At 63.1% G+C, this 12776-nt stretch carries 13 protein-coding genes; 4 read left to right on the top strand and 9 right to left on the bottom strand.

Annotated elements, in window-relative coordinates:
* Nucleotides 1–85 precede the first annotated feature (85 nt).
* The gene (locus P3G66_RS15790) at nucleotides 86–1708 is read right to left on the bottom strand and encodes a long-chain fatty acid--CoA ligase (protein WP_042451581.1); all 1623 of its coding nucleotides are present in this window, start codon (nucleotides 1706–1708) and stop codon (nucleotides 86–88) included.
* Nucleotides 1709–1809: 101 nt separating this feature from the next.
* A complete protein-coding gene (locus P3G66_RS15785; protein WP_276116832.1) occupies nucleotides 1810–3495 on the bottom strand; it encodes a dihydroxyacetone kinase family protein in 1686 nt (561 codons plus the stop codon).
* A gap of 54 nt (nucleotides 3496–3549) precedes the next feature.
* On the opposite strand from P3G66_RS15785, the gene P3G66_RS15780 reads away from it, so the two are divergent.
* Together P3G66_RS15780 and P3G66_RS15775 are read left to right on the top strand one after the other, a co-directional pair.
* Nucleotides 3550–4413 carry a patatin-like phospholipase family protein gene (locus P3G66_RS15780; RefSeq protein ID WP_276116831.1) on the top strand — a complete coding sequence of 288 codons (864 nt, stop codon included), beginning with the start codon at nucleotides 3550–3552 and terminating at the stop codon, nucleotides 4411–4413.
* Complete coding sequence (locus tag P3G66_RS15775) at nucleotides 4410–5264, top strand: LLM class flavin-dependent oxidoreductase (RefSeq protein WP_276116830.1); 855 nt, start codon at nucleotides 4410–4412, stop codon at nucleotides 5262–5264. The genes P3G66_RS15780 and P3G66_RS15775 overlap by 4 nt, the downstream gene beginning before the upstream one ends.
* 1 nt (nucleotide 5265) lies before the next feature.
* On the opposite strand, the gene P3G66_RS15770 is transcribed toward P3G66_RS15775, so the two are convergent.
* Nucleotides 5266–6276: a GntG family PLP-dependent aldolase gene (locus tag P3G66_RS15770; protein ID WP_003942934.1), complete on the bottom strand. Its 1011-nt coding sequence runs from the start codon at nucleotides 6274–6276 to the stop codon at nucleotides 5266–5268.
* Between the two features lie 335 nt (nucleotides 6277–6611).
* Between P3G66_RS15770 and P3G66_RS15765 the strand changes: the two genes are divergently transcribed.
* Both P3G66_RS15765 and P3G66_RS15760 read left to right on the top strand, forming a co-directional pair.
* A complete protein-coding gene (locus tag P3G66_RS15765; RefSeq protein WP_003942825.1) occupies nucleotides 6612–7142 on the top strand; it encodes an HNH endonuclease in 531 nt (176 codons plus the stop codon).
* A gap of 19 nt (nucleotides 7143–7161) precedes the next feature.
* Nucleotides 7162–7419: a WhiB family transcriptional regulator gene (locus P3G66_RS15760; protein ID WP_003943196.1), complete on the top strand. Its 258-nt coding sequence runs from the start codon at nucleotides 7162–7164 to the stop codon at nucleotides 7417–7419.
* Between the two features lie 4 nt (nucleotides 7420–7423).
* On the opposite strand, the gene P3G66_RS15755 is transcribed toward P3G66_RS15760, so the two are convergent.
* The 6 genes from P3G66_RS15755 to P3G66_RS15730 form a co-directional block, all read right to left on the bottom strand.
* On the bottom strand, nucleotides 7424–8845 hold the full coding sequence (locus tag P3G66_RS15755; RefSeq protein WP_003943149.1) for a DUF2252 domain-containing protein: 1422 nt from the start codon (nucleotides 8843–8845) through the stop codon (nucleotides 7424–7426).
* An 80-nt stretch (nucleotides 8846–8925) separates the two neighbouring features.
* Nucleotides 8926–9249: a DUF6292 family protein gene (locus tag P3G66_RS15750; protein WP_003942947.1), complete on the bottom strand. Its 324-nt coding sequence runs from the start codon at nucleotides 9247–9249 to the stop codon at nucleotides 8926–8928.
* 69 nt (nucleotides 9250–9318) lie between these two features.
* Nucleotides 9319–10599: an NAD(P)/FAD-dependent oxidoreductase gene (locus P3G66_RS15745; RefSeq protein WP_003942870.1), complete on the bottom strand. Its 1281-nt coding sequence runs from the start codon at nucleotides 10597–10599 to the stop codon at nucleotides 9319–9321.
* A gap of 45 nt (nucleotides 10600–10644) precedes the next feature.
* Nucleotides 10645–11127: an acyl-CoA thioesterase gene (locus P3G66_RS15740; RefSeq protein ID WP_029256546.1), complete on the bottom strand. Its 483-nt coding sequence runs from the start codon at nucleotides 11125–11127 to the stop codon at nucleotides 10645–10647.
* 125 nt (nucleotides 11128–11252) lie between these two features.
* A complete protein-coding gene (locus tag P3G66_RS15735) occupies nucleotides 11253–12056 on the bottom strand; it encodes a class I SAM-dependent methyltransferase (protein WP_003943101.1) in 804 nt (267 codons plus the stop codon).
* A complete protein-coding gene (locus tag P3G66_RS15730) occupies nucleotides 12053–12709 on the bottom strand; it encodes a FadR/GntR family transcriptional regulator (protein ID WP_003943064.1) in 657 nt (218 codons plus the stop codon). The genes P3G66_RS15735 and P3G66_RS15730 overlap by 4 nt, the downstream gene beginning before the upstream one ends.
* Nucleotides 12710–12776 lie beyond the last annotated feature (67 nt).

The following is a 12776-nucleotide window of genomic DNA, read 5'->3' as shown; positions in this document are numbered from 1 at the left end:
GTGCATCGCTCGTGAACGAAGGTGGGCAACAGGTCGAAAACCTGTTGCCCACCTTCAGTATTCAGACTTCGACATTCACTCCGTGTCAGAGTCGCGTAACTTCGAGTCCGCCCTCGTGGTAGTCGGCGCGAAGGCGTTTCTTGTCGAACTTGCCGACGCTCGTCTTCGGGACTTCCTGAACCACGGCCCAGTTCTCGGGCAGCTGCCACTTGGCAACCTTGTCCGAAAGGTACTGTTGCAGTTCGGACATGGTGGTTTCGGAACCGGCGCGAAGGACAACCGCAACCAACGGGCGCTCGTCCCACTTCTCGTCCGGCACGCCGATGACGGCAGCTTCGGTGACGTCGGGGTGACCCATGACGGCGTTCTCGAGGTCGACCGAGGAGATCCATTCGCCGCCGGACTTGATGATGTCCTTGGAGCGGTCGGACAGGCTCAGGAAGCCGTCGGCCGTGATGGATCCGACGTCGCCGGTCTTGAGCCAGCCGTCGTTGAACTTGTCTTCCGCGTCGACGCCGTAGTACGACCCGGTGATCCAAGGGCCGCGCACTTCGAGTTCGCCGACGGAAACTCCGTCGTGTGCAACAACTTTGCCGTCGTCGTCGATGAGACGCGCCTCGACGGATGCCGGGAATCGACCCTGCGAGTAGCGGTACTTCCACATCGCGTCGCCGGTGACACCGGCCGGCGGACGGGCAACGGATCCGAGCGGGGAGGTTTCGGTCATGCCCCAGGCGTGCAGGACGGAGACGTTGTGATCGGCTTCGAATGCGTGCATGAGGGCGGGCGGTACCGCGGAGCCGCCGATCAGAACCTCGCGCATCGAGGAGATGTCCTGCGGGTTCTGCTCGAGGTAGAGGTGCAGGCCCTGCCAGATGGTGGGTACGGCCGCGGCGAACGTCGGCTGCTCGCTGGCGATGATCGCAGCCAACGGGGCAGGCTGGAGGAAGCGGTCGGGCATGATCAGCGAGGCGCCGATCATGAACGCGGCGTAGGGAAGTCCCCACGACATGGCGTGGAACTGAGGCACCACGGCGAGCGCACGATCGCCCTGGGCGAGGTTGGGGCCGTCGCTCATGCAGACCTGCATGGAGTGCAGGTAGATCGAACGGTGGGAGTAGACGACGCCCTTGGGGTCACCCGTGGTGCCGGACGTGTAACACATTGCGGCAGCGCTCAGTTCGTCGACCTCGGGCCAGTCGAACTCGGTGGGCTGATCGGCGATCAAGCCCTCGTAGGTGTGAACCTGCACTCCCTCGGGAGCTTCGAGTCCTGCAGTGGAGGAGCCGGTGACGACGATGTGTTTGACGGTGGTCAGCGACGGAAGCTGCGGAGAGAGAAGCGGAATCAGGGACGGGTCGACGATGATCACGCGGTCCTCGGCGTGATTGGCGACATGGATCAACTGCTCGGGGAACAGACGAATGTTCAGGGTGTGGAGCACAGCGCCCATCGAGGGGATCGCCAGGTACGCCTCGAGGTGCTCGGAGTTGTTCCACATGAACGTGGCGACTCGCTCGTCACCCTCGACGCCGAGCCCGCGCAGGGCGTGCGCGAGCTGAGCACAGCGCTTGCCGACGTCAGCGTAGGACACACGGCGCGGGCCGGACTCGGTCCACGTGACAACCTCGGAGGCGCCGTGAACGGAGGCACCGTGGCGGAGAAGTTGAGCAATGGAGAGGGGGGCGTCTTGCATGGTGCTCAGCATGGGCTGCTCCTGTGTGGTGTGTGAGACCGGTGCTTTTGCCCACGGGCCGTCACAAACGATGTGCTGTGGCTGCCAGATTAGTCACAGCCCCGAAGTGCTCGCTAGTGACCCACTGCACTGGCGAAGAACCACGCTATGAGTAGCGCTCCCGGATCGACTACTCCGCGAGCGGCTTCGCCCACATAACTTGCACGTCCGCGGTTCGCGAGCATGGTTTCGGTCGACTCCGCCCCGGCCGCTGCGGCTTCCGCTGCGCTCGCCAGCGCAGCATCTCGATCGGCTTCCGAGCTCACGGATTGCTCCAACGACTCGACCGCCGGAACTATCGCGTCGACCATCGTCTTGTCGCCGACGCGTGCGCCGCCGAGCGAGGTGATGTTGTCGAGTCCCGCTCGCGCTGCAGCCGCGATCGCGCCGAGGTCGAGTTCGGAGTCCGCCGAGTCTGCGGCAACGCGGAAGAAATGCCGGAACCAGATGCCGAACAATGCGCCGGAGGTGCCACCGGCGTGGCCGAGGTACGCCTGTGAGACTGCATCGAATATCGTTGCGGTGGGGTACGTGTCACGGATCGCCGAGATGTCGAGTTGATCCAGTGCGGCCACCATGTTGGTCCCGAAATCGCCGTCGCCCGCTCGTCGGTCGAGATCGGTCAGTGCCGGTTCCTGATCCAGTACCTTCTCGGCCCAGTCTGCAATCCAGCTTCCGACGAAACTGCTTTCGGCAGTGAGTGAGGTGTCGGGTGTGAATGTGGGACCGAATGATTCGCGCGTGCCCATTCCGCTGTACTCACGCGCGATAGCATTCGGCCAGGCGGGCGCTTTTGTTGGTGCGTCCCATAATTCGAGGATTTCTTTGTCTGTGCGAACAAGGGTGATGGACGCGCCTGCCATGTTCAATGCAGTGACGAACGTTCCGATCAGTGTCCGCTCGATGTGAATTCCCTGTTCGTCCAGATAATCTCCGAGTTCGGCGAACAGTAGTTGCAACTCCAGCGGGTGGGTGGCGCCGAGACCGTTGACGACGGCGATGACGCGGTCACCTTCGGCGAGACTCAGGGACTTGATGATCGGGTCCGTCAGCCGCCGCACCAATTCCGGTGCGGGCAGGGCGTCCACGCGTTCTGTGCCGCGTTCGCCGTGGATGCCGATACCGAGTTCCATCTGACCCGCCGGCAAGTCGAACGACGGCTCGTCAGCCCCCGGCAAAGTGCATGGGCGAAGGGCGACGGCCATGCTCCGAGCGGAGTGCGCGACGTGTTGTCCGATCCGGGTCACCTCGGCCAGGTCGTCGCCGCGGGCGGCGGATGCGCCGCAGACCTTCTCCACCACGATGGTTGCCGCAGTACCGCGTCGCCCCGGGCCACTGCCGTCTGCGCGTTCGGTCGCGACGTCGTCGTCGACCAGGACGACGTCCGTATCGATCTTGTCCTCGCGTAGCAACTCTCGGGCGATACCGAAGTTCATCACGTCGCCGGTGTAGTTCTTCACGATGTGAAGGACGCCGCCGCCGGCGTCGGCAGCCTTGGATCCCTCGTGGATCTGAAGTGCATTGGGTGAGCTGAAGACCAATCCGGGGCAGACGGCTGTGAGCATTCCTTCGCCGATGAATCCGGCGTGCATGGGTTCGTGGCCTGAACCGCCGCCGGAGACGAGCGCGACCCGTCCGCGGGGAAGTGGCCTTGCGCGTGTGAGGTACCCAGGGTCGGGATTCCACGCGATGTCGTCGGTGGATGCGATCAAACCACGGAGTGCGTCGGGAACAAATGTCTTTGCGCTGCGCATGAACATCACTTCAGAGTAGGTCTAACGTCGACTTCGGGCACGGATCACGATCGACGAGAGGTGGACGGCGTGAAATTGGGGTTGGTACTTGCCGGTGGCGGCGTTGCGGGAATCGCCTGGGAAACAGGTTTTCTGTTGGGCCTTCAGGACAAATCACCGGACACTGCCGCTGCGCTGCTGACGGCGGACGTGTTGATCGGCACTTCCGCAGGTTCCACGGTGAGCGCTCAGATAGCGAGCGGCGTGACACTGCAAGAGCTTTTCGACGCACAAACAGCGGAGGCCACCGGGGAGCTCGACCCGAAGGTCGATGTCGAGGTACTCGGTCAGATGTTCGTCGACGCGATCGCAGGATCGCAGGACCGGGCCGAGCAGCTCCGTTTGCTCGGCGAAGCAGCGATGAGAGCCGATACCGTCGAACCTGCCGTGCGTCGCGCGGTCATCGAGGCGAGGCTGCCCAATCGGTTGTGGCCCGACCGGGAGTTGCGCATCCCGGCGATCAACGCACAGACCGGTGAGTTGAGGGTGTTCGGCAACGCTGACGGCGTAGAACTGATCGACGCAGTCGGAGCAAGTTGCGCCGTACCAGGGGTGTGGCCGGTAGTCGTGATCGAGGGCGAGCGGTACATGGACGGCGGAATGGCGAGTGGCTCGAATGTTCATCTGGCTGCCGACTGCGATGTGGTCGTGGTTCTTTCACCCGCAGCCGGCCCCGCCCCGAATCTTCTGGGCGGCAGTCTACGAGAGGAAATCGACGTGATGGCGCCCTTGCCCGTGCTGCCTGTCTTCGCCGACGACGCCGTCGTCGAAGCGATCGGAACGAACTCGCTTTCACCGACAACCAGGCGCCCCGCAGCCGAACTCGGCCGCGAACAGGGCCGTCGAACCGCCGACGAGATCGCCGCGTTTCTGGTGACGGCATGAGCGCCGCACGGATTGCCGTCGTCGTGCGCCCGGAGCAATCTCCGGAAGATCTGGTTCGACATGCCAGGTATGCCGACGAAGTCGGTATCGACGAGGTCTGGTTGTGGGAAGACTGCTTCTTCGGCGGAGGAATAGCCACTGCTGCAACTGTATTGGCTGAGACCGATCGCGTGGGTGTGGCGATCGGTGTGCTGCCGACCCCGATGCGCAACACCGCGATCACGGCGATGGAGATTTCAGCGCTGGCCAGAGTTCATCCGGATCGACTACGGGTTGGCTTCGGTCACGGCGTTCAGAGTTGGATGCGGCAGATCGGGGCCAAAGCCGAATCGCCGTTGACCCTCCTACGGGAGCAGTTCGGAGCAGTCGAGCGGCTACTGCGCGGTGAGTCGGTGACGGTGTCCGGTCGATACGTGAATCTCACGGACGTCACGCTGGCGTGGCCACCGGAGACGGTGCCGCAGTTGCTCGTCGGCGCCACGGGGCCAAAGACTTTGGCACTCAGTGGCGAGTTGGCGCAGGGCACCGTGCTCTCGGGTGGGACGACCCCGGACGGCGTGCGTCGGGCGATCGCTCACATCGGGGCGTCGGATCACGAGGTCGTCGTCTACGTCATCTGTGCTTTCGGTTCCGGCGGTCGTGAGCGCGCCCTTGCCGAGGCCGCAGCGTCCGGTAGCGAGTCGCCGGAGGATGCGATTGCCGTGGGCAACGCGGCCGAAGTCGCGGCAGCAGCACGGCGATGGGTTGCAGCAGGTGCAACCACCGTGGTACTCCAACCGACTGTTGACGAGGCGGATGTCCGCGAGTTCATTCGCTTTGTCGCGCAGGAGGTTCAACCCCTGGTGGCGTAGTTCAGAAGGTTACTCTGGACAGAACCGCGTCGATGTCGGCAGTGCTCACGTCGCGATGTGTCACGAACCGAACCTTCCCGGCAACGGTGACCGCGCCGACATCGACAGCGGCGAGCTGAGCAACGGTGACCGACGGATCGGCTGTCGCGGCCAGAACGATGTTGGTGGCAGGTTCGTCGACGGCCCAACCGCGTTCACGAAGCCCCGACGCGAGGCGCTGCGCGTTGTCGTGATCGTCGGAGAGGCGAGCTTGTGAGCGCAACGCGACGATGCCGGCTGCGGCCAGCACTCCGCCCTGACGAACGCCGCCGCCGAGCATCTTGCGGATCCTTCGGGCTTCGGTGATCAATTCGGGTGATGCGGCGAGTATCGAGCCGACCGGTGCACCGAGTCCCTTACTCAGGCACACCTGAACGGTATCGGCGCCGGAAGTCAATTCGGTGGGCGAAACATCGAGTGCGGCAGCGGCATTCCAGAGACGGGCGCCGTCGAGGTGAATCTTCAAGCCGCGTGATCGCGCTGCGTCGACCAGCTTCGTCCATTCGGTCGGATTCATGACGGCACCGCCGGCGAAGTTATGAGTGTTCTCGAGACAGAGCAGCGTGGTGTTCAACGCGAAGTACGGGCCGGGGGAGCCCGCCGCCTTCACGACAGTCTCGGGGGTGGGACGTCCGGGTCCGCCGTCGTGCGGCAACGCCATCGGCATTCCCTGGGCGAGCCAGGCAGCGGTGCCCAATTCGGAGCCCAAGACGTGAGAGTGTTCCGGTGCCAGAAACTGATCGCCGCGGTGAAGGTGCAGCATCAGCGCAATCAGGTTGCCCATCGATCCGCTCGGCACCCACAGTGCCGCCGGTAAACCCAGAGTGTGCGCCACCTCTTCCTCGAGCGCCGCCATGGTCGGGTCGTGATCGAGGACGTCGTCACCGACCTCGGCGTCGGCCATCGCCTTCCGCATCTCCGCATCAGGCTTGGTGACGGTGTCCGAGCGTAGGTCGATGTACGACGAAGTCATGGCTCATTCGATCAAGCCGCGTGTTCCGGCGTCAAACCGCGGTATTTCCAGGACGGCTCTTCCGGCCTGATAAATCGATATCGCTGAGGATGCCTTCCGTGTGATGATGAGCGCCGGCAATCGCCGGTGACGAGAACAAGAAGTGGAAGGGGACAGGCATGCGCGACTGGAAGCAAGCGTTGCACCTGCGCGGGCACTCACCCCGCGGTATTTCCCATCCCGCATTCGGGGAACAGAGCGGCGCTGGATATATGCCGTTCCCCATTTCTTGCATTTGCTCCTGACCCGCCTTCGTGTCGAGGAGTTTCACTCCTCGACACGAACTGAGAACTCTCATGCGGAACCCGAACCGCGCACTTGCTCACAGTTGGATGAACCGCCCCGTCCGGGTACTCAACGCCACGTACGAGTACCTCGGTGAAGTGAGCGCCGATCGTGCGGTCGTCCTGATCGCCACCGGCTCCGCGCAGTCCACCGAAGACGTGACCCCGATATTTCCGGTGCGCTCCAAGCACGTCGAAATCCCACTGCCGAGGACGATCCTGCTCGCCGAGTACGTGTACGTTGCTCACCGGGTGACGGTCACCGATTCCAGTCGGGCCACTTTTGCCGGTGTCTTCGACCGGGACGGTCGTCGATGTGCGTACTGCGCCGCCCGGGCAACGACCATCGACCATGTCCAGCCGCGGAGCCGTAACGGGCCCAACACGTGGGGAAATCTGGTGGCGTGCTGCAGTTCCTGCAATCAGCGCAAGGCGGATCGCACACCGGCCGAGGCCGGTATGCGTCTGCTGTGGGAGCCGAAGGCACCTCGGCGCATCGAGAAAGTGCAGCAGGAGATCTGGCGTGAATTGAGTCGGACGTGACAGTCGAAGGGAGCCAGTGATGTGCGCTGACGAAATCTCCAATTTGGCTGAGCTTTTGCCGATCTCGGACGACCGGACGTGGTGGCAGGCGGAATGCCGAGGAGACCCCGAGCCGGACCGGTGGTTTCCCTTTCCGTCCGAGGGATACGACTACGCGACCGACGTGTGCAACAGGTGCCCGATTGCGGAATCGTGTCGCGAATTCGCCTCTGCCACTGGCCAGACCGGAATCTGGGGAGGAGTGAAGTTCGAGCAGGGCAGGATCGTCGCGGCGTGAGGGATCAGATTCCCGGCTCCGCGGCGATCGTACCGGCCGATACCGCCCGGCACAGAGCGTCGTGGTCACGTTCGGTTTGATCGGCGTAGAGCCGAGCAAACCGGGTGAGGGCGGTATCGACCGCGTCCGAGGTTCCCAGGTAACCGGAAATCAGTGACGCGCCGCTGGTTCGTGCATGCCCCTTGGCCAGTAGGCGGCCGCAGATCGCGACGTAATCGGTCAGCGCTGCGGCGTCGATATTGTTCAGGTCCACAGAACCTTTCATGTTCCGGAACTGACGGACGTAGTACTGGCGGTCGTCCACGGTGCACCAACCGAGCAGTGGATCACTGACCGTCTGGAGAGCTTGCTGGTATTCCGCGACGCGTCGTCCTTGGTGGTCGTGCCAGGCCGAGTCGCCGTGCACGAAGGGCGCAACTACGGATCGGCGAGCCTGTTTGAGCTGCAAGAAGATGACGTCGTCCGGGATGCTCCCTTCGCACAGGGCGACATAGGCGCGCAGAGCGACACTCCCGACTCCGACAACCCGGTGCGCGACGTCGATGACGTTGTATCCCGAGACGACTCGGCGCCAGTGTGGTGCAAGGGTTTCGAGATACTCGTCCAGACCCTCCAGGAGGAAGTCGGTGTCCTGCGGCGTGAGTCGTGTTGTGAGCGGCGGGTTCTCGACCAACTGGCGCCGTCCGTGATCCTCGACGGTGAACCGCGGCACCGCATGGTCACTCGTACGCCGCCGGGCGCGCTCCGCGGCGCGCCTGATCTCGGCCAGCAACCCAGGATCTGTGACGTGGTCGGTGAGTCCGTCGAGATCGACCCGGTCGAAGGAGCGATCGAACAGTGGACGCTCGGACAGCTTCGCCAAGTGGAGGCGATACGCGGACACACACGAGGTTGTTGCTGTTTCGCATTGAGCTTCGGTGAGACCGTTCTGCCGACCGGCCACCCAGATGCTCGCAGCCAGCCTTCGTAGATCCCATTCCCAGGGGCCGGGATGTGCTTCGTCGAAATCGTTGAGGTCTATGACAAGTTCGCGTTCCGGAGATCCGTAGAACCCGAAGTTTCCGACGTGCGCATCTCCACAGATGACGGGAGTGATGCCGGTGGACGGCAGCTGCGCCATGTCCTCTGCCATCAATCCCGCGGTACCGCGCAGGAATCCGTATGGCGAAGCGACCATTCGCCCCACACGGATCGGAACCAACCAGTCGAGTCTTCCCTCGTGTGCCGTGTTGACCTGATCGACCGGGTCACGTCGATCGGGTGGGGGCGTCCAGTCGCCGAGCGACGATCGCGCCACTCGCTTGCGCAGGCCTTTCCCGATCTTGCGACGCTCACTGCGGGGCGTCTGACGCGCCCGCAAAGTCGCCCTGCCGTCCGGTTCGTTCTCGAGAGCCAGCTGACCGGCAGGCCTGTTCAGCGGGTCCATGTCGGGCTCTCTTTCGTCGGGCGTGCGAAACTCGCGCTCGATCTTATGCCCGCCGGATTGTGCGCCGCGCGACGAGTTCCCTAACTACCCGCCTGGGCAATCAACTCGACAGCGCGGTCGGCGCACAGTTCCGGATCCGGCATTCTCCCGATACCGAGGCATTCGACAACGGCGAACGACGCATCCGGTGTGGTTTCCACGCCGAGCGCCCACCCGAAGTAGTGATTCCAGGCGAGTACGGCTCGGTGGCCACTGTGCTGCGGAATCTCGCTGCCCAGAACGAGTACTGCGTCGAACGCGGGGCCGTCGCACCAGATGACCGATTCGGCGAAGGTGGAGCTGGCGACGGCGACTACGTACCTGTGACAAGTCGATTCACTCGGAATGGCGATGTGTGCCCGCATGGTCGCTCCTCCGGCTCGGTTGCGATCGGAGGGTTCCCCGTTGCCGGCGCCGAAAAAACGCTTGTCAGATTACGTCCCGGCCACAGATCTACGACGCAGACGGTGCCTGAGATGTTTTTGTGCTGCCCGCGCGACCGAGCGAGTCGAGAGATACTGTTCGGCCGGTATCAACCGGGAACCGAACAAGTAGAACCTTCGGGCTTCGTCGTGGTCGTGGGTGGCCGCGGAGATGAGCAGACGTTCGATCGCGGTGAACTTTCGCCCACCGGCGTAACCACTCATGTAGTCGATGTGATTCGTCATACTCGCTCTGGCGCTACGGTATTCGGTCAATGCAGCGTTCACGTTCCGATGTGAGTCGAGTGTGTCTGCCGGCGTCTCCGTCAGCATGTGCGCGGTCGCATCGACCAGCATCTGAGCGGTCTCGAGTGCCCACGAGCATCCGATACCCCACAACGGGTCGTTGGTTGCCGCAGCGTCGCCGATGAGTGCGAACCCGTTACCTACGGGTTCGGTGAGGGTTGTGGAGAAGTGTTTGGTACCAACGATCTTCCCGACGATGTGCTCTCGCCGAACAAGCGGAGCGCCGGGTAATGCGTTGGCGTACTCGAGGAAAGCAGTAGACAGGTCGTCAGCGAACGAGCCGAGCTTGTCGAGGGCAGGGAAGACGACCAGCACGCTGATTCCGCCGTCGTTGGGGAGCAGATAGGCGACGTCGGGATCCATGAACCACGACAATGACGTTTCTCCGCCGGGTCGTTCGAGTCCGGAGAGTTGGGCGAAATAGCTGAAACGCCCGTTGGATGCAGTCACGGAGTCGCAACGAGCGGATCGTGCGACGGTCGAATCCTTGCCGTCTGCTCCGACGGTCAATCGTGCTCCGACAGTGAAGGCCGAACCCTGTTCGGTGCCGTAGACGCCTGCAGTAGTGCCGTTCTCGGTCAGTAGTCCGGAAACGCGATGCCCGAGAAGAAGGTCGACGTTCGGGTAGTCGTTCGCGAGTTGGCGCAGTAGGGGGTCGAGAGTTTCCCTTCGGACGTTGAACCCAGGTGGCGGTGAGTTCTCTGCGGCATCAGGGGTGATCATTCCCCACGGGGTCCAGAATGTCGGAACGGTCTCCACCATTCCCAGGGCGAGCAGTTTTTCCGTGGCGCCGAGTCGTTGCAAGATCGGGGCACCGCACGGTTGCAGGTGGTGAGTGCACAGGACTTTGTGCGCCCGGATGTCGGAGCGAGCGTCGAGAAGCGCTATCCGCAGACCTTGCTGGGCGTACATGATTGCGGCCGCGCATCCCGCGATGCTCGCGCCGACAATCACAACGTCATACTTTTCCCGTGCCTTCGAAGTCACTCGATCAGCATAATGCATAAGGTTATAACTTAAATATGACTGGATTCAGTCATCGTGTTCGGGCGTTAAGTCCCGAACTGCGGCCCGGATGGACTGTTCACGAAGCTCGTTCTCTCTGCGCAGTTCACGACGCCGACGCCCGGCCTCGAATCGCTGCCTCGCGATTGTTCCGGTCGGCCGGAGTTGGGGTACCTCAGCCGGTTTCCCGTCGCTTCCCATCGCCACCATCGTGAAATAGCAACTATTGGTGTGTCGAGATTTTCCGAGAAGAATGTCTTCGGTTTCGACTCGAATTCCGATTTCCATCGAGGTGCGCCCGGTGTAATTGACGGAAGCGCTGAACGTGACGAGTTCGCCGACATGCACCGGTTCGCGGAACACCACACGATCCACCGACAGGGTCACGACGTACGTCTGGGCGTATCGACTCGCGCACGCATAGGCGACCTGGTCGAGAAACTTCAGAATCGTTCCGCCGTGAACGTTGCCCGAAAAATTGGACATGTCCGGCGTCATGAGGACGGTCATGGACAAGGTTTGTTTCGATGCTTGCTGCGATGCTTGCTTCAATTCGGGCAGGGAGTTCGATTCGGACATCGAGCGGGCCTCTTCGGGTCGGTGGACGGTGAAGAGACCGTATCCGGCCAAGAGGGTTACCCGCGCGTTCGGAAGAGCGCGGTGTCAGAGTTCGGGACAGTGCCAACGTGGAGGATGTATTCGCTGGTGGCGACGGGGCCGGCCGCGCTCGACCTGAGATAGGGCTCGAGCGTCGAGCGGAGGTGCGCTGACATCGAAGCCCAATTCCCTGTGCTTCGAACGGCCTCGCGAAAGTTCTTCAACGCCGGTGCCTGGTCGCACAGTTCCTCGACGGGATCCGATCCGGCTGGTAGTTGCCACTCGAGCAGGTGGGAGGCCGAGCTCACCGACTCCAATCCGGCTGCTGCCTTCTCGAATTCGCTCGAGCTCGACCATGTCGTCGGTAGTGGTGTGATGCCATTCCACGCCGAGGCGGCCTCCCGGCGGAGTGCTGCTGCCCACCCGTTCTCCGACCACGTTGCGACGCAGATCTTTCCGCCTGGCCGGGTCACCCGCATCATCTCTGCGAGGGCAATCGAGGGGTCGGGACAGAAGATGATCCCGAAGATGCTGACGCAGGCGTCGGCACTCGAATTCGGCCAGGGTAAAGACTGCGCATCGCCGATCGTGAAGTTGGGTTGGGTAGTGCCGGGGTGGGGAATCCAGCGTTCGCGTGCGACCTCGAGCTGGCTGGCGGAGAGGTCGAGTGCGTGGACCGTCATGCCTGACTGAGCCGCCGGGAGCGCAAAGTTCCCGGTTCCGGCGCAGACGTCGTACACCGTGCTCACATGCCCGATCGAGCGCAGTGCCTCCGTCGATGCCGGTGAGAGTTGCTCGGCAAGAGGCGAATACGTCGTACCGTTCCAGTTTCCCTGATTCACGCCAAGCTCCTTTCGACGGTGTCGATGACCGTATCGAGCGCTGCGCCCGCCGCGCGCGCTGCTTCGTCGGGGTTGCGTTCCTCGATGGCTGCGATCAAGGGTCGGTGCTCGTCGACGTGGAAACCTTGACCGACACTGACTGCGGACAGCGAATCCGTCACGGCGGCAAGGACTCCCCGGTAGACGTCGATCAGTGCGGAATTGTGGGACGCCTCGACGATCGAAAGGTGCAGGGCCATGCCGGCTTCGACAGTGAAGCCGCCGACGTGACCGGGGTGGGCATTCCAGGCTGCATGTATCCGCGCGAGATCTTCGGGGGTGTGGCGCTGCGCTGCAAGTCGCGCGGCTTCGACCTCGAGTCCGCGTCGCAGGCTCAGTACGTCGAGAACGTCACCTCTGGCGAGCCTGCGCCCGAGTAGTCCTTCGACCGGCGACGCCGCCATGACGTACACGCCGCCACCGTGACGAACGGACAGAACTCCGGCGTGTGCAAGCGCCCGTACCGCTTCGCGCATGGTGTTTCGGGCGACTCCCAATTCCTCGACCAGTGCGGTCTCCGGCGGGAGTTTCGATCCGACGGGCCATCGACCGGTCGAGATCGCCTCCTCGATCGCCGCGGCGACGATATCTACCTTGCGTCCGGAGTCGGACATGTGTGCCACCTCGGGTAAGTGAGTCAATGACTTTGTCCGAGGTTAGCGTGCTCTCACGAGTGGGTCA

The organism is Rhodococcus sp. C3V, from assembly GCF_029269915.1.
In the GTDB taxonomy this organism is placed as follows: Bacteria; Actinomycetota; Actinomycetes; order Mycobacteriales; family Mycobacteriaceae; genus Rhodococcus_F; species Rhodococcus_F qingshengii.
The sequence above is the reverse complement of the archived record's forward strand: the minus strand, read 5'-3'. Positions and strand labels throughout refer to the sequence as shown.

Bases quoted from the DNA above. Each gene is read 5' to 3' on its own strand.
- P3G66_RS15790 (WP_042451581.1), bottom strand. From the start codon at position 1,708: ATGCTGAGCACCATGCAAGACGCCCCCCTCTCCATTGCTCAACTTCTC.
- P3G66_RS15785 (WP_276116832.1), bottom strand. From the start codon at position 3,495: ATGTTCATGCGCAGCGCAAAGACATTTGTTCCCGACGCACTCCGTGGT.
- P3G66_RS15775 (WP_276116830.1), top strand. From the start codon at position 4,410: ATGAGCGCCGCACGGATTGCCGTCGTCGTGCGCCCGGAGCAATCTCCG.
- P3G66_RS15770 (WP_003942934.1), bottom strand. From the start codon at position 6,276: ATGACTTCGTCGTACATCGACCTACGCTCGGACACCGTCACCAAGCCT.
- P3G66_RS15765 (WP_003942825.1), top strand. From the start codon at position 6,612: ATGCGGAACCCGAACCGCGCACTTGCTCACAGTTGGATGAACCGCCCC.
- P3G66_RS15760 (WP_003943196.1), top strand. From the start codon at position 7,162: ATGTGCGCTGACGAAATCTCCAATTTGGCTGAGCTTTTGCCGATCTCG.
- P3G66_RS15755 (WP_003943149.1), bottom strand. From the start codon at position 8,845: ATGGACCCGCTGAACAGGCCTGCCGGTCAGCTGGCTCTCGAGAACGAA.
- P3G66_RS15750 (WP_003942947.1), bottom strand. From the start codon at position 9,249: ATGCGGGCACACATCGCCATTCCGAGTGAATCGACTTGTCACAGGTAC.
- P3G66_RS15740 (WP_029256546.1), bottom strand. From the start codon at position 11,127: ATGACCGTCCTCATGACGCCGGACATGTCCAATTTTTCGGGCAACGTT.
- P3G66_RS15730 (WP_003943064.1), bottom strand. From the start codon at position 12,709: ATGTCCGACTCCGGACGCAAGGTAGATATCGTCGCCGCGGCGATCGAG.